Below are 20,037 nucleotides of genomic sequence, written 5' to 3' on the forward strand. Positions count from 1 at the left end.
TTGGCAATAAAACGCGCGGCAGCAGGCGTCGGAGATTACGCGCCCACGCTACCCCAGACCATCTGGCCGTTATGGAACGTGGCGGTGCGGGGAGAAATGCGCGCCACCGCTTCGGCGGAACAGGAGGCGTCAACCAGCACAAAGCTGGCGTCGTCCTGCGCTTTCGGCCACACCCGCTCGCCTTTATCATTCAGCGGCAGCACGTCGCCGGTGGCGATCGCCAGCGAGCGGGAGAGCGTCTGTTCGTTCGGGCGAATATAGAGCTGGGCATAGAGATTGGCTTTCTCCAGCATGTCGCCGAGGCCATACGGCGACCAGTGGTCAATCACGCTGTCGGTCCCGGTCATCACAAACACCCCTTTATCGCGCAGCTGCTGCAGCGGCATATGTAAGGTGCCAATCGGCACGGTGGAGGCGATGGTAATCTGCTGGGCCGCCATGCGGCTGGCGATGGCGTCAACCTGCCGTTCGTCCAGCGTTGCCAGCGCAAAAGCGTGGCTGATGGTCAGTTTGCCTTTGAGCTCCGGGGTTTTCTCCACGGTTTCCACCATGTAGTTCAGCGCCGCAACGCCCGCCGGGCTGGTTTCATGCAGGTGGATATCGACCCCTTTGTGGTAATCCACGGCTATCTGGAACATCGTATCGAGGGATTTTTCCATCGCCCCATCGACGTGAGTAGGATCGAGCCCGCCGACGTAGTGCGCGCCGGCCTGCATCGCTTCGCGTACCAGCGGTTCTGATTTTGACAGCAGTAAACCGTGCTGCGGGAAGGCGACGATTTCGCAGGCGAAGCCTGCCTGGCGATGCGCCAGCACCGCCTGCAGGTTTTCGAGATTCTTCAATCCGGAGGTCGGCTCGATATTGCAGTGGCTGCGGGCGATCGTCGACCCTTTCGACTGGATCAGATCGATCAGCTTTTCGGCGTGCTGCTGGGTGTAGGGCTGCAGTTCCGGCAGCAGCTTCTGCTCAAGCTTAATCATATCCTGAATGGTGGTGCCTGCCGGGCGGTTCAGCGAACGCCACGGGCCGCCGTAAAAGGTTTTATCCAGATGAATGTGCATATCGCGCATCGCCGGGAGCATCAGCTTGCCACCGGCATCGTAGTGGGGAAGGGTGGCGTCAGGATGGCTTTTATTACTGCGCACGGCGATGATCTTACCGGCGCCGATCTCCAACGTTTGCAGCTCGGTACGGGTGTGTACGACCACGTCATGTTGATACTCAAAGCCGCTTTCCAGCAGGACGTTATCGAGATAGTAATGCTTATCCTCAGGGTTCATCATCCCTTTCGGCCCGCAGGCGGTGACGGGCGTATTACTGCTGCCGGCATAGACGGCCGGCGCCGCGGCGGCCAGCAGGGCGGCGGCAGTGACCATTTTTCCACTTTGGCTGAGAAATTCGCGACGGCTATGGTCTTTATTCATGTTTCTTCCTTTTGTCTCAGTCGTACACAATATGGGTACCGGTCTCCCCGCGCAGCGCGGCGGGTAAGCACTCCGGCGAGGTAATAATCACCCGTTTGCCGCCGTGTTTTAAAAACGCAAGGCTGGCGACAATTTTGGGCAGCATGCTTCCCGCCGGGAAATGGCCTTCCTGCATATAGCGGGTCATGTCGCGGGCGTTGACCGTGCCCAGCGCCCGTTGGTTGGGTTGAGCGAAATGGATACAGACCTGCTCAACGCCGGTGGTGATGACCAGGATGTCGGCATGGATCTCGCGGGCCAGCAGGGCGGTTGACAGGTCTTTATCAATGACCGCGTCCACGCTTTGATAATCCCCCTGCGCGTCGCGGACAACCGGGATACCGCCGCCGCCGGCGCCAATCACCACGAACCCTTGTCGGGTCAACGCTTGTATGGCCTGCGCTTCGACGATACGTTTTGGTTCCGGCGAGGCGACGACCCGGCGGTAGCCGCGCCCGGCATCTTCGACAAAGCGCCAGTCCGGGTGAGCCCGCTGTAGCTCATCCCGCTGGGCGGCGCTGAAGAAGGTGCCGATCGGTTTGCTGGGATTGGCAAAGCCGGGATCGTTGTTATCCACCTCGACCTGAGTGACCACGGTCACCGCTTTTTGCTCGCCGCGATGGGCCAGGCGGTTATTTAACGCCTGCTGAATCAGATAGCCGATGCCGCCCTGGGTGTCGGCAACGCAGTTGGCCAGCGGCGTCAACGGCAGGCCTTCATGCTCATGGGCGATTTCCGCGCGGCGTAAATCCAGCCCGACCTGCGGGCCGTTACCGTGAGTCAGGACGATATGGTAGTCCGATGCCAGCATCTCCAGCACCGTGTCCGCCACGACCTTAACCGCCTCAGACTGATGTTCAATCGACTGGCTGGCGTTATCTTTGATGATGCTGTTGCCGCCAATGGCAACGACCACGAGTTCTTTCATAGTGTTGGTATCCGCTACAGAGGGCGATGGTCTTATTGTTGTTATCGCTATGGCTCCGGTAAGCGCAGCGCGACCGGGGAAAAATCCCGGACGGCTGCTGACGCTTTATCCGGGTTATCGGCTGGGTGACACGGCGTATCGTTCACACCAGCGGAGAATCGCTTTTTCAAAACAGGCGAAGGGCGGATGGACAATCCCGGCGCCGATCATGCTGATGCCCGCGTCTTTGTGCGCGATCGCGGTGTTGATCACCGGCAGGATGCCGCTGCTGCCGACGCGGGTAATATCGATAGCGGTCGGCACACCCATAAATCCGAGCAGCGGAATGGTGACGTTCGGATTTTCACCGAGGGTGATTTCCCCCATCTGGCGGGAGAAATCAATAGCCTCTTCAACCGTGCCGCCGACCAGGGCAACGATAGCCGGCGCCGTCGCCATGGCGAAACCGCCGATGCCGTAGGTTTCGGTAATCGCGCTGTCGCCGATATCAAGACCGGAATCCTCCGGCTGATAGCCGGCAAACATCGGGCCGATAACCTGCTGCGCCGGGCCGGTGAACCACTCTCCCGGCAGGCCGCTGACCCGCAGGCCGAACTCAACGCCGTTGCGCGCCATGGTGGTGACCACGGTGCTGTATTCAATGCCGTGGGCGGCGTCCATCGCCGCTTTGCACATCGCCATCCACGTCGGGCCGGAGAAGTAGTCGCTGCTGGCGACGAATTCAAACACTTCGCGCTGCTGTTCAACCGGATAGCCGGCCTGGATGATGCCCGGCGTCAACGCCTGAATCAGCAGGGTGGTGCCGGCGTTATTGCGGTTGTGGCACTCGTCGCCCATATGCAGAGCCTGCGCCAGCATTAAGCGCAGATCGATTTCGCCGATAATTTTCATGGCGTCACGCAGCATCGGCCCCTGGACGTCGCGCATCCAGATCAGCCTGTCGATCACGCTCTGGTCGTTGGCCCCCATGCGCAGGATCTTCGCCATCTGTTCGCTCATGTTGGTAAACGCGATGTTGCCGTAGGTTTTATTCTCGACAATGTGCATGAACATCGAGGCGGAGGTGACGCCCGCCATCGAACCGACGCAGTCGTGTTCGTGGCACGGTGAGAAGGTGATCTCGCCGGAAGCGGCCAGTGCGGCGGCTTCGTCAAGATCCTGCGCCAACCCTTCAAACACCAGCGCCCCGGTGACCGCGCCCTTCATCGCCCCGCACATTTTTTCCCAGCTCACCGGCGGCCCGGCATGGAGAATGGTTTTTGCCGTCATACCGGGCACGACGTTAATCGCCTGATCAAAGCCCGTCAGCACCGGGTGCGACTGGACAATGCGCTCCAGCGCCCGTTGGTTAGCGGCGGCGATTTTCTCTGCCAGCGGCGAGTCGGCAATGCTGTCCACGGCGTTGACCACCTGCATATTGCCCTGGCCAGGAGGCGTCCAGTCGAGCTGGGTCACCGCGGTATGCTGCTTTTTCAGGTCTTCGCTGAACAGGGCGATGCCGACATTAATAACGTTCAGCGGCTGGCTAAATAGTGACTGGCTCATCAGGTATTCTCCCCTTTACGGATTAATTCGCGCGCCAGCAGGCCGGTCTCGGTACTGCTGTTTGCCAGAATTACGCCCGCGTCGCGCAGCATCTGGCGCTGTTGCTCCAGCGATGGCGTGTCGATGTCGGTTCCCAGCACATAGCCGAGGATCGGCAGATGACGCCCGTCGGCGGCGGCAATGGCTTGCGCCTCGCCGATCGCGGCGATCGTGACGCCCACCGGATCGTGATGGGATCCGAATCCGAGGACAAAATCCATCACGATCGCCGCCACTTCCGGATCGCGGGCTTCCTGCAGCAGGCGCTGGATGCGGTGAGTGGGGTCGATCATCGGGTGGGGCCTGCCGTTGGTAAAATCGTCATCGCCAAAATCGAGAAGGGTATGCTTGATACTGCGGTTGATGTCCTGCAGACGGAAGGCCGGATCGGGCTGGATATTACTGTAGACCCCGGCATGCTGTTCCAGTACCGCGAACAGGGTTTCGTCGCACAGGGTTCCGCCGCAGAACAGGCCGCGCAGGTATTTTTGCTGCGGCGTCAGGCAGGCGCGAGCGTCGGCGATCGGTGCCGGGTTGCGCGGCGGCAGATCGCGATTTTCCGGCTTGATGCCCGCGAGGAGCAGCGCTTTTCGCGCGGCTTCCAGAGTCCCTCGGGCATACTGCAGGCCGCTTTCATCCGCCGGCGGTTCAGCGCGCCCGAGGAAACAGGCGACTACCGGCTTGCGGCAGGCGCGCGCGCGCGCCAGCACGTTACGCGCCACCGCCGGAGCAGGGGGTTTGGATATCAGAGCGATGATTTCCGTTTGCGGATCCTCTTCCAGCATTCGGATGGCCTCCAGCATCATCAGACCGCCGATTTTCTCGCTCAGGTCGCGACCGCCGGTGCCGATAAGCTGTGAGATCCCGCCGCCGAATTCATGAATCCGTACGCTCAGCTCCTGGCTCCCGGTGCCGGAGGCGCCGATGATACCGATATTGCCGCGCCGTACCGCGTTAGCAAAACACAGAGCGGTACCGTTAATGATGGCGGTACCGCAGTCCGGCCCCATCAGCAGCAGCCCTTTTTGCTGAGCCAGCTGTTTAAGCGCCAGCTCGTCGTCGAGGGAGACGTTATCGGAAAACAGCATCACGTTGAGATCGTTTTGCAGCGCCTGACGCGCTTCGCGGGCGGCAAACAGCCCGTTGACCGAGATCACCGCCAGATTGCTGTCCGTCAGATGCTTTTTGGCGCTGGTGAGGGTGGCGTAGCGGGCTTCGTACGCGCCGCCTGCGGCTTTATGGTTGAACAGAGCTTCAATGTCCGCGAGGAGCTGCCCGCCGTCGGCCCCCTCGACGCCTTTAATCACTATCATCAGATCGCCGTTTTTGGCCTCGCTGAGTTCCGGCGTCAGCAGGCCCAGATTTTTCAGCACCCCTTTGTTCATTTCGGTGGCCATCGCCACAAATGCCTGCTCAACGCCGTCGAGTTGATTGGCGCGAGTGGATATCGACATCAACGAAACAGAATCAAAATACGTATTCTTTTTAACCACTATTTTGACTGACATCATTCCCTCCATATATTTGACTCAGCGCGCAGGCATCCGCGATGCCATACAGCATGTCGCAGCCGGAACTCGAGCCAATATTTTTAATAGCGTTAATCGTCCGTCCGGGAAAACGGTCCGGGTTATTCATCAGGCCATCAATCAGTGCCGCAATATTTTCCCGATAGCGCTGATTGATGGCGGCCTCTAAGGTCATCGCGCTCAATAAGGTGGTATTTTTTCTGGCACATTGCAGCGCCGATAAAAACGCGGGTTTATATTTTTCCGCCGGGTGATGATGAATAAATAAAATAATACTGAGGCCCACCAGATAATCATCTGCCGACGGCGTCAGACCGATACCCAGCCCCACCATGCGGGCCACCGCCTCGGTAATATTGCGTCCTTGTTTTAGCGCGGCGAATAGCGCGGCGCGTCGGTGTTGTAATTGCCTGGCGATTTCCTGATAAAACGGATTATCGCCGCGGTAGAGAAATAACGTTTCATGCGCATGTAGCTGCTGATGGATAGCCTGACTCCATCGCTGCCAGGGAATGCGTTGCAAACGGTCGCCATCCAGCGCGGGTTTCGCCATCTGCCAGCGGCCGCAGGATGAGGTTGCTATCCATTTGTCATCGCCAATTGCGACTCCTGAATCCAGAAACCGCACCGTCTCACCCGGTCGAAACAGGTCATCTAAGTGTGTGAACGCTAACCGACAGCTATTGGGCGCATTATCGTAGCCCTGGCACAGCAGCGTTAGCAGACGCTGCTGTCCGGGAATCAACAGGTTTACCGCCCGGGAAAAGACCTGTTCAACCCGTCCGCTGCCGCGCTCAGAGAGAAAACTCTCATCCGCAGTTAGCGCTTGCACACACCGCCGTTGAGGGGTATCGATAGCCGCTCTCCTGTATCAGGCGCCAGCGGCGATCAGCAGCTGCGCAATCTCCTCAAAGCCTTTCTCCCGCGCCAGCTCCAGCGGGGTTCTGCCATATTTATCGGTCATCTGCGGGTTCGCGCCGTGGGCCAGCAGCAGCTTAACGATAGCCTGCTGCGTCGCCCCGCCGTCATTCAGGACGATGGCTTCCAGCAGCGGCGTCCAGCCCACAAAATTGGTGTGGTTGACGTTTATTTCGCTATCCGTCAGCAGCGCTTCCACGATCCTGAGGTGGCCTTTTTCACAGGCGGGAGTCAGGCCCACGCCGCCAAAACGGGTCAGGCGATTAAGATCGGGATTCGCCGGCAAAATTAAGCGTAATAACGTCAGATCGTTATTCAGACAGCTCAACAGAAAAGGATTTAAGCAGGTCTGATCCTGCTTATTGATATCGGCGCCCGCGGCGATAAGCTGGGTCACGCAGGAATAATGCTGAAATAAGCTGGCTAATGTAATTGCCGTTCGCCCCTGGCGATCGCTGACGTTAATATCAACGCCCTGAGCGAGGCAGGATTTTAATTCTGTTAAATGGCCGTGTTCTGCAGCGAATAGAAATTCAGCGTTCAGATTTTCCCTGGACATTATTTTCTCCTGATAGTTTGCCACGGTGATTTTGGGGCTGAATTGAGAATAGCAATGAAAAATAGATAAAAGAACCCGGTTAAAATTTATTCGCCATAAACGTCCTGATTATTGAATAATTTTTAATAGTCGATACAGGCTGTGCGGTAGTGCAATGTTTGTTTCTTTGCCGCGATAGTCCTCAGTACAAGCGGGGTTTCTTTGTATACAGTTGCCTGACGAAATCAATATTCAGCAACGGCTAAGATGATGAGGAGGGAGAGATGAACGGACTCACCGCAACGGGGGTTACTGTCGGCATTTGTGCCGGGGTCTGGCAGCTGATCTCCTCGCTGGTTGGGCTTGATCCGAGCTGGGGTCTGCTCGGAACGATTGGCTTCGTCGCCTTTTGCAGTTTTTATGCCGCAGGCGGCGGTAAAGAAGGGTTCATCAAGAGCCTGTTTGTTAACTATTCTGGCGCGGTCTGGGCGTTTCTCGCCGCACAGGCGGCGGCGGGGATCGCATCGGGCAGCGGGATGTCGAACTTCTGGGCGAGCGTGGTGACCACGGTACCCTTCTCCGCGGTGATTGTCTGGCAGGGACGGTTTGCGCTCACTTCTTTTATCCCCGGCGGCTTCCTCGGGATGACCTTATTTTTTGCCTCCGGGCTGAACTGGTCAGTGACCCTGGTGGGCTTTTTCGCCGGTAACTGCGTCGGACTGATTTCGGAATATAGCGGGCGTAAGCTGAGTGAAGCGACCTCTAAAAGCCAGCCCTGAGTCCTGTGCCGGCAGAGGATCTTCATTGTGCGCGTGGCGGAAAATAGTCCGTAGGGTGTTAAAAGTTATTCAAAAATGATTGCCTGACGATCGCAACGGCGCATACATTCAACGGCAGGGCCGAATGGAGGGTGGGTTAATGAGACAGGGCGCGGGCGCATGAACTCAATTTTTACTGAAGAAAATCTGCTGGCGTTTACCACGGCGGCGCGATTCGGCAGCTTTAGTAAGGCCGCGGATGAGCTGGGGCTGACGACATCGGCCATCAGCTACACCATTAAGCGCATGGAGACGGGGCTGGACGTGGTGCTGTTTACCCGCAATACCCGCAGTATTGAGTTGACCGAGTCCGGCTACTATCTTTTTCGCAAGGCCACCGATTTGCTCAATGATTTCCACGCCATTAAGCGCAGCATCGATACCATCTCCCAGGGGATTGAAGCGCGGGTGCGCATCTGCATTAATCAGCTGCTGTATACCCCGCGACATACCGCACGCCTGCTGCAGGTGCTCAAAAAACAGTTTCCAACCTGCCAGATTACCGTGACGACGCAGGTGTATAACGGCGTCTGGGATGCGATAATCAACAACCAGGCCAATATTGCGATTGGCGCGCCGGATACGCTGCTTGACGGCGGCGGTATTGATTACACCGAAATTGGCGCTATCCGTTGGGTGTTTGCTATTGCCCCGGATCATCCGCTGGCCTTTATCCCGGAGCCAATATCGGAAAGCCAGCTGCGCCTCTATCCCAATATTATGGTCGAGGACACCGCCAGCACCATCAATAAGAAAGTGGGCTGGCTTTTACATGGTCAGGAGGCGATTCTGGTCCCGGACTTTAATACCAAATGCCAGTGCCAGATCCTCGGTGAAGGAATCGGCTTTTTGCCGGACTATATGGTCAATGAGGCGATGGCGGAAAACAGGCTGATTATCCGCCAGATTCATAACCCGCGTCAGGATTCGGGGATGCTGCTGGCAACCCAGCATGCGGCCACCGGGCAGGTGACCCAGTGGATCAAAAAACAGTTTCGTCCGGGCGGGATATTAAGCGCGATTTATGCTGATTTACTCCACCGCGAGGCAGAGAGTCAAAGCATCAGAGGAAAATAGTGGCAACCGGTTTCCCGGGAATATTGTCCGCATACCTGATGTGATATAACACCCTGTATTAAAACAGAAGGTGTTAATTAAATGAAAAATTTAAAGTTAATTGTTGGTGGTTTGATCTGCGCAGGTTGTTTATTCACACCGCTATGGTCAATGGCAAATTATAAAATCAATACGCTACCGGTTCACTTCGCTAAAGGAACCGATGGGGCGACCATCAAAAACGCGGTCAGCGGTGCCGATGTGAAAGACTATACGCTGGTGGCGAAGGAGGGGCAGATGATGCACGTCAGTATGAAAAGCAAATGGCCTCATCCCTGTTTCAACGTTATCAACCCGGCAAACGAGACGATTTTTAACGGTTCGATGACCGAAGGTGCCTTTGAGCAACGTCTGGCAACCGGCGGAAAGTATACGGTGCGTGTTTACCAGATGGGGGGAGCGCGCGATGAGGGAAAAACCAGCGGCTATGAGCTGGAATTGAAAATCACCCCGTAGAATATCCTCAACTCTCTGCTTATCGCTTACCGATGAAGAACATCCCCTGCGGGCGGTGTTCTTCATCGTCAGCGTCTCCGCGCTAACCCCTGCACCCTGCTCTCATTACCCGGAATAACGGGACTAATGTTTCAAATATCCTCTTTATAACTATGGGTAATCGCTTCGCCCACAATGCCAGTGCCAGGCCGTTGGCTTGTGCGCAAACTGTCGGTGGCCTCTCATTTTTCGCTCGTTTATGCAGCAATGTTAGAGATCTGTCAAAGTTCTGTTATCGAGTGGTTTTAAAATTTTCATTTCAGTTATTTAATTATAAAAGTTTCATATGTGTTGTTAATGAAATAAAACAACTGAAATGTGACTGGCGATAAAATGCATGATTAATGAACTGCTGTTTTGATAATTCATTACAAATCAATTGAATTCAGCCGTTTTAATCCGCGTGGCTGCGTCGCTGCTGGCGGTGGAGACGACCGGTGACAGACCGCCGCTTAACGAAACGAATTTTTCATTTTATCGCAATGAACTGGCATATCACTGACCCTTAAGGATCAACTATGAACATCAAGAAAACGATTATTGCCTCTTTGTTAGTCTGTATGTTACCCGCTGCGGTCATGGCAAAAGATATTTCCATCGGGGTTTCCATGGCGCTGTTCGATGATAACTTCCTGACCATTCTGCGTACCGCCATGCAGAAAGAGATGCAAAAAGACGGTGTGAAATCGCAGGTGGAAGATGCCAAGGGGGATGTATCGCAACAGCTACAACAGGTTCAGAACTTCATCGGTCAGGGCGTCGATGCCATTATTGTCGCCCCGGTTGATACCGATGCGGTGAAACCGATTATCGATCAGGCCAGCAAAGCCGGCATCCCGTTGGTGTTTGTTAACCGCCGGCCACAGGTTCCACTGACGGACAAAATGGCCTTTGTGGGCTCAGACTCCGTGCTCGCGGGACGCCTGCAGATGGAAGCGCTGGCGAAAGCGATGAACGGCAAGGGTAACGTGGCGATTCTGCTGGGCGATCTGGCGAATGAATCCACCCGCGACCGAACTAAAGGCGTTGAAGAAGTCGTGGCGAAGTATCCGGATATTAAAATCGTCCAGAAGCAGACCGCGAAGTTTATGCGTAACGACGCCGTTGACGTGGTGAGCAACTGGATGACCAGCGGTGAAGATATCCAGGCGATTGCGTCCAACAACGATGAAATGGCTATTGGTGCCCTGCAGGCGCTGGGCAGCAACCCAAATCATATTCTGATTGCCGGTGTCGATGGCACGCCGGATGCCCTGCAGATGCTCAAAAACGGCAAGATGATCGCCACCGTTTTCCAGGATGCCAAAGGTCAGGGAGTCGGGGCGGTTGACGCCGCCATCAAACTGGCCAACGGTGAAACAGTAGCAAAAGTCATCGATGTCCCTTTCCAGCTGATTACCAAAGAGAATATGTCTGAGTTTATCAGTCGTAATCAAAAATAATCATTCCAGGACCCGCGGTACGGAGGTTGATCTATGAACGCTTTTGCACTTGAAGCCGAAGGTATCAGCAAGTTCTTTCCCGGCGTGAAGGCGCTCGATAACGTCTCATTACGCGTGCGCCCGGGAACGGTGCACGCCCTGATGGGGGAAAATGGCGCCGGCAAATCGACGCTAATGAAGTGCCTGATCGGGATTTATCGTCCCGATAAAGGTGCCATTCGGGTGAAGGGCCAACCGGTACAGTTTCAGGACACTATGGACGCGCTGCGCTCGGGGATCTCGATGATCCACCAGGAACTGAATCTGGTGCCGCACATGACGGTCGCGGAGAATATCTGGCTGGGCCGCGAGCCAATGAAGTTTGGCTTTGTCGATCATCGTCAGCTTACCCGTCAGACCCAGACGCTGCTCAATAAACTGAATATCCGTCTCTCCGCCGACCGGCTGGTGGGCGATCTGAGCATCGCCGCCCAGCAGATGGTAGAAATTGCCAAAGCGGTATCGTGGAACGCGGATATTGTGATTATGGATGAGCCCACCTCGGCGTTGACCGAAGGGGAGGTGGCGCACCTGTTCACCATCATTCGCGATTTACGCGAGCAGGGCAAAGCCATTATCTACATTAGCCACAAGATGGATGAGATTTTCACCATCACCGATGAAATCAGCGTTTTCCGCGACGGCGCCTGGGTGGGGAGTAAACAGACGACAGAGTTTACCCGTCAGTCGTTAATTACCCAGATGGTGGGCCGCGAACTCACCCAGCTATTCCCTAAATTTAATAACACCATCGGGGAGGAAGTCCTGACGGTGCGCAATCTGTCGCGGAAAGGCCATTTCGAAGACGTCAGTTTCAGCGTCCGGCGAGGGGAGATTCTCGGCGTGGCTGGATTAGTCGGGGCCGGGCGCAGCGAAGTGATGGAAACTCTGTTTGGCATGGCGCATTTCGACAGCGGTGAAGTGCTGATTGATGGCCTACCGGTCACCATCGACTCGCCCTCGGTAGCGATTGAAAAAGGGATGGCGCTGCTGACGGAGGATCGCAAAAAGTCCGGGCTGTTCCTGGTGCTGTCGGTGATGGAGAACATGAGCATCGTCAATATGCCGGAATATATTGGCAAAAGCGGGTTCGTCAAACATATGAAGATGGCGGAAGACTGCATGGAGCAGATCCGGCGCCTGAATATTAAAACGCCGACCATGGATCAGATTATTAATAACCTGAGCGGCGGTAACCAGCAAAAGGTGTTGATTGCCCGCTGGCTGTTAGCCCAGCCGAAAATATTAATTCTCGATGAACCGACCCGCGGCATCGACGTGGGAGCGAAAGCGGAAATTTATCACCTGATTAGCGAACTGGCGAACCGCGGCGTCGCGGTGATTATGGTCTCTTCCGAACTGCCGGAAATTCTTGGCATGAGCGACCGGGTGATGGTCATGCACGAAGGACGTATTACCGGCATCCTCGATAAAGACGAGGCCGATCAGGAAACCATTTTGTCGTTGGCATCCCATTGAGGCGTAGAGAATGAGCAATATGAAATTGACTGCAGCATCTGCAAATGAGCGACCTTCTTTCCTGGATAGTTTGCGACATAAGCTACCGAAAGATACCGGTATATTTATCGTTATGCTGGCGATCGCCCTGACGTTTGAAATTGCCGGCTGGTACGTCCGCGACCAGTCTTTCCTGCTGAATACCAACCGGCTGGTGCTGATTGTTCTGCAGGTCGCCATTATCGGGATTATCGCCGTTGGCGTCACCCAGGTCATTATCACCACCGGGATCGACCTTTCGTCTGGCTCGGTGATCGCCCTGGCGGCAGTGGTGGCGGCCAGTCTGGCGCAAACCTCCGATAGCCTGTCGCCGATGTTTCCGTCGCTGGTTAACCTGCCGGCGGTGATCCCGATTTTCGCCGGGATTGGCGTAGGGCTGATCTGCGGATTAACCAACGGTTTTCTGGTCACCCGTACCGGGATCCCGCCGTTTATCGCCACCCTCGGGATGATGGTCTCGGCACGCGGCCTGGCGCAGTATTACACCCAGGGCAATCCAATCAGTTTCCTGTCGGATAGTTTTACCTCTATTGGTCAGGGGGCGATGCCGGTGATCATTTTCTTCGTCATCGCCGCCCTGTTCCACGTGGCGCTCAAACATACCCGCTACGGGAAATATGTCTACGCCATCGGCGGCAATATGACCTCGGCCAAAGTGTCCGGCATCAACGTGAATAAGTATCTGGTGATCGTCTATACCATCGCCGGCGCCCTTTCTGGTCTTGCCGGGGTGGTGCTGGCGGCGCGCGTCAGCAGCGGGCAGTCCAGCATGGGGATGTCTTATGAGCTGGATGCTATCGCTGCCGCGGTTATCGGCGGCAGTAGCCTGATGGGCGGGGTGGGGCGCATCACCGGTACGCTGATCGGCGCGATGATTCTGGGCCTGATCAAAAGCGGTTTCACCTTCGTCGGCGTCGATGCTTACGTCCAGGATATCATTAAGGGCATTATTATTGTGGCGGCGGTCACTATCGATATGCGCCGCAACCGTAAAAAACACTAAGTCATATCCCAGAAATGGCCCGTCGTGTTGCCACTGCGGGCCATTTTGTTTGTCAGGCGCGCGGGATTACGGCTCTCTGGCGGCCTGCAAAACGCTGTGCAGCAGGACGTTCGCCCCTTTTGCGGCCCAGTCGGGGTGAATATTCTCCGCTTCATTATGACTAATCCCTTTCTCGCAGGGGATAAAGATCATACTGGCGGGCGCGACTTTGCTGATATAGCAGGTATCATGCCCGGCGCCGGAAACCATCCGCCTGGCGCTGTAGCCGAGCGCCCGGACGGCCTGTTCGCTGCGCGCCAGACACTGCGCGTCGAAAGCGATCGGGGCGTAGTCAAATATCCGCTCAACTTCGGCCGGGACGCCGCGCCCGGCCAGTTCGGCCGCGGCGCGATGCAACGCCTGCTCCATCGCCTCGAGGGCGCTGCTTTGCGGATGGCGGAATTCGACGCTGCATTCGACACGCCCCGGCACCACGTTGCGCGACCCCGGCGTCACCTGCACCATGCCAACGGTAGCCCGGCCGTCCGGTTGATGGGCAATGCCAATCTGTTCTACCGCCAGCGCCAGCCTGGCGAAAGCGGTCAGCGCATCGCGACGGCTGCCCATCGGCGTGGTCCCGGCGTGGGCCGCGAAGCCTTCCAGCGTGATAGTGAACCAGCGCTGGCCCATGGCCGCATGCACCAGCCCGATATCAACTCCTTCTTCTTCCAGAATCGGCCCCTGTTCAATGTGGACTTCGTAGCAGGCGTGGAGCGGAAAGGCCTGCGCCGGACGTGCGCCGCGGTAGCCGATAGCCTCCAGCGCCGCGCCGACGCTGATGCCGTCGCGATCTTCACGGGCGAGAGCCCAGTCTTCGCTGAATTGCCCGGACCAGACGCCGGAGGCGAGCATCGCTGGCGCAAAACGCGCCCCTTCTTCGTTGGTCCAGTTCACCAGCACGATATCGCGCTCGGTTTCTACGCCCTGGTCGTTGAGGCTGCGCAGCGCCTCCAGCCCGGCCAGCACGCCATAAATCCCGTCATAGCGGCCGCCAAGGGGCTGCGAATCGACGTGCGAACCGGTTAAAACCGGCGCCAGCGCCGGATTGCGACCCGCCCGGCGGATAAACATGTTACCCATGCTATCCACGTCGCAGCGAAAACCGGCTTCCCGCGCCCACTCGCGCAGCAGATTACGCGCCTGCCGGTCTTCTGCGCTCAGCGCCAGTCGGGTCACGCCGCCCGCCGGCGTTGCGCCGAGGAGGGCCATCTCGTTAAGCGTCGACCACAGGCGTTCGCTATTGACGGTGATCATGGTTTGTCCTTTTTTACGCGATAGCGGAAGTCGCAGCACGACCCGCCCTGCATGATGGTGGTGGTGCGGGTCAGCTCGACGTCCGGCGCGTAGCCGACGATAAATTTGTCATCGCGGGCGCACGAGAGCAGATGACCAATCTCACCCAGCCCCATTTCGTGATACATCTCGGCGTAGCGGCAGCGGTTGACGTTGTAGTTGTACTGCTGGTCGTCGGCGTCCAGTACTTTGACCTCCAGGGCGTTGTCTTTTTCCCACAGGTACTGCAGGGCGACAAAGCTGCGGATGTCCGCGCCGTTGGGCTCTTTGCTGGCAAACGCTTTTCCCGCCTCGATCGCGGCGTTCTCGATAGCTTCGCCAATCACCGCCTGCGCGCGCGCCTTGCCGATCTCGCGCACCAGGATGTCATAAATCGGCTTAATAATTTCTGCTTCAATTTTGCGGCGGGCGAGAATGCCCAGCTCATTATTATCACTCATCACATTGCCTCACTGCGTTACTGCGTTTTGGCACCGCCGAGTATGGTTTGCGGCTGCCATTTACCTTCAACGACCTTATAAACGGTAAAGGTCGGCGACTTGAGGTTACCTTCTTTATCAAAGGCGATTGGCCCGGTGACGCCGGAATAGCTGATGGCGCGCAGCGCGGGCAGATAGTCGGCCGGATCGACGGAGTCAGCTTTTTCCATCGCCGCCACCAGAACGCGGGTGGCGTCGTAGGCAAACGGCGCGTGGAGCTCGATATGGGTGTGATAGCGATCCTGATAGGCCTGCTCGAAGGCCTTACCGCCCGGCATCTGCTCAACCGGCAGTCCCGGCTCCAGCGCCACCACGCCATCGCCCTCTTTTTGCGCCAGCTGCAGGAAGGTCTGGCTGACGAAGCCGCCGGCGCCCATCAGGGTAGCGTTCATACCCAGCTGTTTGATACGCCGCGCCAGCGGAGCCGCCTGGCTGTCGACGCCGCCGAAGAAGATGAGATCGGCATTTTTGCTGCGGATAGCCGTCAGCACGGCGCTGAAGTCGACGGTTTTGTCATCGACATACTGACGGTCGACGATTTTTATCCCCTGGGCGGCCAGCGATTTAATGAACTCGTCGGCCAGGCCCTGGCCGAAGGCGGTGCGGTCATCAATCACCGCAATGCGTTGCGCCTTGAGGGTTTGCACCGCGTACTGTCCGGCGAACTGGCCGCCGTCGTCATCGTGACCCATCACCCGGAAGCTGGTATCGAAGCCCTGTCTGGTATAGGCGTGCCCGGTGGCCACCGGCGCCACCTGGGCAATACCCGCATCATGATAGACGCGGGCGGCGGGAATACTGGTACCGGTATTCCAGTGGCCGACCACGCCGGCGACGCCGCTATCCACCAGGCGCTGGGCCACGGCTACCGCGGTGCGTGGGTCCGACTGGTCGTCTTCGGATTGCAGCTTGAAGGTCACCGCTTTGCCGCCGATCGTCGGGTGCTGCTTGTTGATATCGTCAATGGCCAGCCGCGCGCCGTTTTCCAGATCCTTGCCGATACGCGCGGAAGGGCCGGTCAGCGGGCCTGCCAGGCCGATAATGACGGTCTCGCTGGCCGCGGACCACGCGGCAGATGAGGCAAAACCACTGAGCAGAATAGCGGCGCTAAGCGCACTGATGTTTACTGTTTTCATTATTTTTCCCTGATGCTGGTTGGTGTGTTAAGCGGGCATTTCGCCCAAATAAATCTGTGCGATACGGTCGTCGGCCAGCAGCGCCTGCGATGCGCCGCGCTCAACAATGCTGCCGCTGTCCATGACCCACGCGCTGTCGGTGGCCTCAAGCGCCAGGCGCGCGTTTTGCTCAATCAGCAGCAGGGCCACGCCGCGCTGACGCAGGGTGGCGATAACGCGAAAAACGTTCTCGACCATCAGCGGCGCCAGCCCCATCGACGGTTCGTCGAGGATCAGCAGACGCGGCCGGCTGAGCAGGGCGCGGTTCAGCGCCAGCAGCTGCTGTTCGCCGCCGGAAAGCAGCCCGGCCAGCTGATGCTGACGCTCGGCAAGACGTGGAAACCGGGTGAAGATCTCGTCCATCTCCTGGCGGACCGCCGCGCGATCGCGGCGTAGCCAGGCGCCCATTTGCAGGTTTTCCAGTACGCTCATGCGGGTAAAAATGCCGCGACCTTCCGGCACCATCACCAGGCCCTCGCGCAGCAGGGATTCGGCCCGGCATTTGCGGACCGCTTTGCCGTTGAAAAGAATCTCGCCGCTGAAGGGTTCCAGCCCGGTAATGGCGCGGACGGTGGAGCTTTTCCCCGCGCCGTTGGCGCCAATCAAGGTGGCCTGTTCGCCCGCTTTAACGCTGAACGAGACATCGCGTACCGCCTGAATGCCGCCGTAGTGCACCCCAAGGCCGGTGACGGTTAACAGATCAGACATGGGCGCTTCCTCCAAGCCAGGCGGCGATCACCGCCGGATCGCGGCGTACGGTATCCGGCGTGCCGCTGGTCAGCGTTTTGCCGTAATCAAGAACCATCAGGCGATCGCAAATGCCCATCACCAGTTTGACGTCATGCTCAATCATCAGCAGGGTTTTACCGTCGTCGCGAATGCGCAACAGCAGCTCGCCAAGCGCCATCTTCTCGGCGGCGTTCATCCCGGCGGCCGGTTCATCCAGCGCCAGCAGACGCGGGTCGGTAGCCAGCGCGCGGGCAATTTCCAGCCGCCGCTGGTGGCCGTAGGCGAGGTCGCAGGCGCGGTAGTGGGCAAACTGCGCGATGCCGGTATATTCCAGCCAGTGCCACGCCAGTTCACGGGTCTGCGCCTCTTCGGCGCGCGCGCGCGGGTGGCGGCTAAGTGCGGCCCACAGTCCGTTACGGGTACGCACGTGACGGCCGACCATCACGTTTTCCAGCACCGACATCTCATTAAACAGCCGCACGTTCTGGAAGGTGCGGGCGATGCCCGCCGCGGTCACCTTCGCGATATTGTGCGGAAAATAGGGCCGACCGGCGATGGCGAACTCGCCGCTGTCCGCCGGATAAAGCCCGGTAATCAGGTTAAAGCAGGTGGTTTTCCCCGCGCCGTTGGGGCCAATCAGGCCATAAATTTCGCCTTGATTGATGCTCAGCGACACGTTATCGACCGCCGTCAGGCCGCCGAAGCGTTTCGACATATTACGTACGCTTAACAGGCTCATGCTTTCGCTCCCTGACGGCGTGCCGGCCAGATCCCCTGCGGACGCAGCAGCATCACCAGCACCAGCGCCAGGCCGTAGAACAGCTGCCGTAGAATTTCCGGGTCAATCAGCACTTCGCCAAACAGCGCCTGTTGTACCGGCGCGGCCTGACTGCGGAGCAGTTCCGGCAGCGCGGTGAGCAATACGGCGCCGAGGATCACCCCCGGGATGTGCCCCATGCCGCCGAGGACCACCATCGCCAGTACCGCAATCGACTCCTGCAGGGTAAAGGATTCCGGGGAGACGAACCCCTGGAAGGCGCCGAACAGCGCCCCGGCAACGCCGCCGAACGAGGCGCCAATGGCGAAGGCCAGTAGTTTGTAGTTACGCACGTTGATGCCCATGGCGCGGGCAACATCTTCATCTTCGCGGATGGCGTGCCAGGCGCGGCCGATACGGGAGTGCTGCAGGCGCAGGCAGACGAAAATAATCGCCACAATCACCAGCATCAGCAGGTAGTACCACAGCCACAGCGCCGGGACTTTAAAACCGAACCAGTGATAAACGCCGCTAAACTTCAGGCCGAACAGATTCAGCGTATCGACGCCAGAGATCCCTTTGGCGCCGTTGGTGATGTTGACCGGGCGGTCGAGGTTACGCATCAGGATGCGGATGATTTCACCGAAGCCGAGCGTGACAATCGCCAGATAGTCACCGCGCAGCTTCAGCGTCGGCGCGCCGAGGAGGATGCCGCAGCCCGCGGCGACCAGCGCGGCAAGCGGAATAATCAGCAGCCACGAGGTATGCAGGCCGTCGGGCAACCAGGTCTGTAGCCCCGGGAACGCCTCCAGCAGATGTGGGGAGGCGAGCAGAGCGGCGAGATAGGCCCCTACGGCGTAGAAGGCGATAAATCCCATATCCAGCAGGCCGGTGTAGCCGACCACGATATTCAGTCCCAGCGCCAGCATGATGTAGAGCAGGGCAAAATCGATAACCCGCACCCAGTAGTTGCCGCCGAGCTGGCTGGCCACTATCGGGGCGATCAGCAATGCGCAGATAAACAGGGCCATACCGGACCAGAAGCGGCGCGAGACGGCGGGAGCATCTAATTGTACTGTGGTCATGATTGTCTCCTATGCCCGGTGCGCCACGCGCTCGCCAAGTAAACCGGCGGGACGGAAGACCAGCACCAGAATCAGCACCATAAAGGCGAAGATATCCTGATAGTTGCTGCCGAAGACGCCATGGGTCAGATCGCCGAGATAGCCGGCGCCCAGCGATTCGATAATCCCCAGCAGCAGGCCGCCGACCATCGCGCCGCGAATATTGCCGATCCCGCCGAGCACCGCGGCGGTGAAGGCTTTAATCCCGGGCAGGAAGCCCATCGAGAAACCGGCGCTGCCGTAGTTGCTGGCCATCATCACCCCGGCCAGCGCCGCGAAGATGCCGCCGATGGCAAAGGTGAGGCTGATAATGGCGTTGGGGTTGACCCCCATCAGCGTGGCGATGCGCGGGTTTTCAGCCACCGCCCGCATGCCGCGGCCCAGGCGGGTAAATTCCACCAGCAGCCACAGACCGAGCATGACCGCCAGCGCCAGCGCGACGGTAACGATACCGGTGACGGTGATAATGGCCGGCGGATGCGCCTCGCTGCCGTGAGTGATGGCGATCGGATCCATCGGCAGAATTTGCGGAAACATCAGCGGATTGCGGCTCCAGATAATCATGGCGACGGTCTGCAGCAGCACCGATACGCCGATCCCGGAGATCAGCGGGGCGAGACGCGGGGCATGACGCAGGCGACGATAGGCAAAGCGCTCTACCGCCATCGCCAGCAGCGCGCACACCGCCATGGCCAGCATCAGCGCCAGCGCCAGCTGGGCCAGCGGCGGCAGGCCGGGAAAATGGGCATGCAGCGCATTCATCCCGGAAAGGGTGGTTAATGCGCCCACCATCAGAATATCGCCGTGGGCAAAGTTAATAATGCGCAGAATGCCATACACCATGGTATAGCCGAGTGCGATCAGGGCGTAGATGCTGCCGAGCATGACCCCGTTGATAAGTTGTTGTATGAGAGTGTCCAACTGAAGTACCCGACAATGTGCTCAAATTACCGCTACCCTCTTACAAATGAATTAAATTGTAAAATACGGATATATTCTTTCTTATGATGATTGTGAATTTAACTATCATTATGATTTTTAATAATATTA

At 57.9% G+C, this 20,037-nt stretch carries 19 protein-coding genes; 6 read left to right on the forward strand and 13 right to left on the reverse strand.

Features of this window, described 5'->3' with window-relative positions:
• Nucleotides 1–35: 35 nt before the first annotated feature.
• The 6 genes from EDF73_RS09680 to EDF73_RS09705 form a co-directional block, all read right to left on the reverse strand.
• Entirely contained in the window at nucleotides 36–1,424 is a 1,389-nt protein-coding gene (locus EDF73_RS09680; RefSeq protein ID WP_132728642.1) for an amidohydrolase family protein, read from the reverse strand.
• Between the two features lie 16 nt (nucleotides 1,425–1,440).
• A complete protein-coding gene (locus tag EDF73_RS09685) occupies nucleotides 1,441–2,391 on the reverse strand; it encodes a carbamate kinase family protein (RefSeq protein WP_132728644.1) in 951 nt (316 codons plus the stop codon).
• 114 nt (nucleotides 2,392–2,505) lie between these two features.
• Complete coding sequence (locus EDF73_RS09690) at nucleotides 2,506–3,936, reverse strand: DUF1116 domain-containing protein (protein ID WP_132728645.1); 1,431 nt, start codon at nucleotides 3,934–3,936, stop codon at nucleotides 2,506–2,508.
• The gene (gene fdrA / locus EDF73_RS09695; protein WP_132729019.1) at nucleotides 3,936–5,483 is read right to left on the reverse strand and encodes an acyl-CoA synthetase FdrA; all 1,548 of its coding nucleotides are present in this window, start codon (nucleotides 5,481–5,483) and stop codon (nucleotides 3,936–3,938) included. The genes EDF73_RS09690 and fdrA overlap by 1 nt, the downstream gene beginning before the upstream one ends.
• Entirely contained in the window at nucleotides 5,461–6,336 is an 876-nt protein-coding gene (locus EDF73_RS09700; protein ID WP_132728647.1) for a DUF2877 domain-containing protein, read from the reverse strand. The genes fdrA and EDF73_RS09700 overlap by 23 nt, the downstream gene beginning before the upstream one ends.
• A gap of 39 nt (nucleotides 6,337–6,375) precedes the next feature.
• Nucleotides 6,376–6,981, reverse strand: a complete 606-nt coding sequence (locus tag EDF73_RS09705; RefSeq protein WP_132728648.1) for an ankyrin repeat domain-containing protein — start codon at nucleotides 6,979–6,981, stop codon at nucleotides 6,376–6,378.
• A gap of 263 nt (nucleotides 6,982–7,244) precedes the next feature.
• Here EDF73_RS09705 and EDF73_RS09710 point away from each other — a divergent pair, with 263 nt between their 5' ends.
• From EDF73_RS09710 to EDF73_RS09735, 6 genes are all read left to right on the forward strand, one after another.
• The gene (locus EDF73_RS09710) at nucleotides 7,245–7,739 is read left to right on the forward strand and encodes a DUF1097 domain-containing protein (RefSeq protein WP_132728650.1); all 495 of its coding nucleotides are present in this window, start codon (nucleotides 7,245–7,247) and stop codon (nucleotides 7,737–7,739) included.
• A 159-nt stretch (nucleotides 7,740–7,898) separates the two neighbouring features.
• On the forward strand, nucleotides 7,899–8,855 hold the full coding sequence (locus EDF73_RS09715) for a LysR substrate-binding domain-containing protein (RefSeq protein ID WP_132728652.1): 957 nt from the start codon (nucleotides 7,899–7,901) through the stop codon (nucleotides 8,853–8,855).
• A gap of 150 nt (nucleotides 8,856–9,005) precedes the next feature.
• A complete protein-coding gene (locus tag EDF73_RS09720; RefSeq protein ID WP_243655212.1) occupies nucleotides 9,006–9,350 on the forward strand; it encodes a DNA breaking-rejoining protein in 345 nt (114 codons plus the stop codon).
• A 557-nt stretch (nucleotides 9,351–9,907) separates the two neighbouring features.
• Nucleotides 9,908–10,831: a sugar ABC transporter substrate-binding protein gene (locus EDF73_RS09725; protein ID WP_132728655.1), complete on the forward strand. Its 924-nt coding sequence runs from the start codon at nucleotides 9,908–9,910 to the stop codon at nucleotides 10,829–10,831.
• Nucleotides 10,832–10,864: 33 nt separating this feature from the next.
• On the forward strand, nucleotides 10,865–12,349 hold the full coding sequence (locus EDF73_RS09730; protein WP_132728656.1) for a sugar ABC transporter ATP-binding protein: 1,485 nt from the start codon (nucleotides 10,865–10,867) through the stop codon (nucleotides 12,347–12,349).
• A 19-nt stretch (nucleotides 12,350–12,368) separates the two neighbouring features.
• Complete coding sequence (locus tag EDF73_RS09735; RefSeq protein ID WP_207896633.1) at nucleotides 12,369–13,391, forward strand: ABC transporter permease; 1,023 nt, start codon at nucleotides 12,369–12,371, stop codon at nucleotides 13,389–13,391.
• 66 nt (nucleotides 13,392–13,457) lie between these two features.
• Here EDF73_RS09735 and EDF73_RS09740 read toward each other — a convergent pair whose 3' ends face one another.
• Genes EDF73_RS09740 through EDF73_RS09770 form a run of 7 tightly spaced genes read right to left on the reverse strand, consistent with a single transcriptional unit; the run spans nucleotide 13,458 to nucleotide 19,908 of the window.
• The gene (locus EDF73_RS09740) at nucleotides 13,458–14,684 is read right to left on the reverse strand and encodes a Zn-dependent hydrolase (RefSeq protein WP_132728660.1); all 1,227 of its coding nucleotides are present in this window, start codon (nucleotides 14,682–14,684) and stop codon (nucleotides 13,458–13,460) included.
• A complete protein-coding gene (locus EDF73_RS09745) occupies nucleotides 14,681–15,163 on the reverse strand; it encodes an L-2-amino-thiazoline-4-carboxylic acid hydrolase (protein WP_132728661.1) in 483 nt (160 codons plus the stop codon). The genes EDF73_RS09740 and EDF73_RS09745 overlap by 4 nt, the downstream gene beginning before the upstream one ends.
• A gap of 17 nt (nucleotides 15,164–15,180) precedes the next feature.
• Nucleotides 15,181–16,338 carry a branched-chain amino acid ABC transporter substrate-binding protein gene (locus EDF73_RS09750; RefSeq protein ID WP_132728663.1) on the reverse strand — a complete coding sequence of 386 codons (1,158 nt, stop codon included), beginning with the start codon at nucleotides 16,336–16,338 and terminating at the stop codon, nucleotides 15,181–15,183.
• A 27-nt stretch (nucleotides 16,339–16,365) separates the two neighbouring features.
• Entirely contained in the window at nucleotides 16,366–17,085 is a 720-nt protein-coding gene (locus EDF73_RS09755) for an ABC transporter ATP-binding protein (RefSeq protein WP_132728664.1), read from the reverse strand.
• Nucleotides 17,078–17,845, reverse strand: a complete 768-nt coding sequence (locus tag EDF73_RS09760) for an ABC transporter ATP-binding protein (RefSeq protein WP_132728666.1) — start codon at nucleotides 17,843–17,845, stop codon at nucleotides 17,078–17,080. Before EDF73_RS09760 ends, EDF73_RS09755 begins: the two co-directional genes overlap by 8 nt.
• A complete protein-coding gene (locus EDF73_RS09765) occupies nucleotides 17,842–18,948 on the reverse strand; it encodes an ABC transporter ATP-binding protein (protein WP_132728667.1) in 1,107 nt (368 codons plus the stop codon). The genes EDF73_RS09760 and EDF73_RS09765 overlap by 4 nt, the downstream gene beginning before the upstream one ends.
• A gap of 9 nt (nucleotides 18,949–18,957) precedes the next feature.
• Complete coding sequence (locus EDF73_RS09770; RefSeq protein WP_132728669.1) at nucleotides 18,958–19,908, reverse strand: branched-chain amino acid ABC transporter permease; 951 nt, start codon at nucleotides 19,906–19,908, stop codon at nucleotides 18,958–18,960.
• Between the last annotated feature and the right edge of the window lie 129 nt (nucleotides 19,909–20,037).

The organism is Klebsiella sp. BIGb0138, assembly GCF_004342285.1.
Lineage (GTDB): Bacteria > Pseudomonadota > Gammaproteobacteria > Enterobacterales > Enterobacteriaceae > Klebsiella.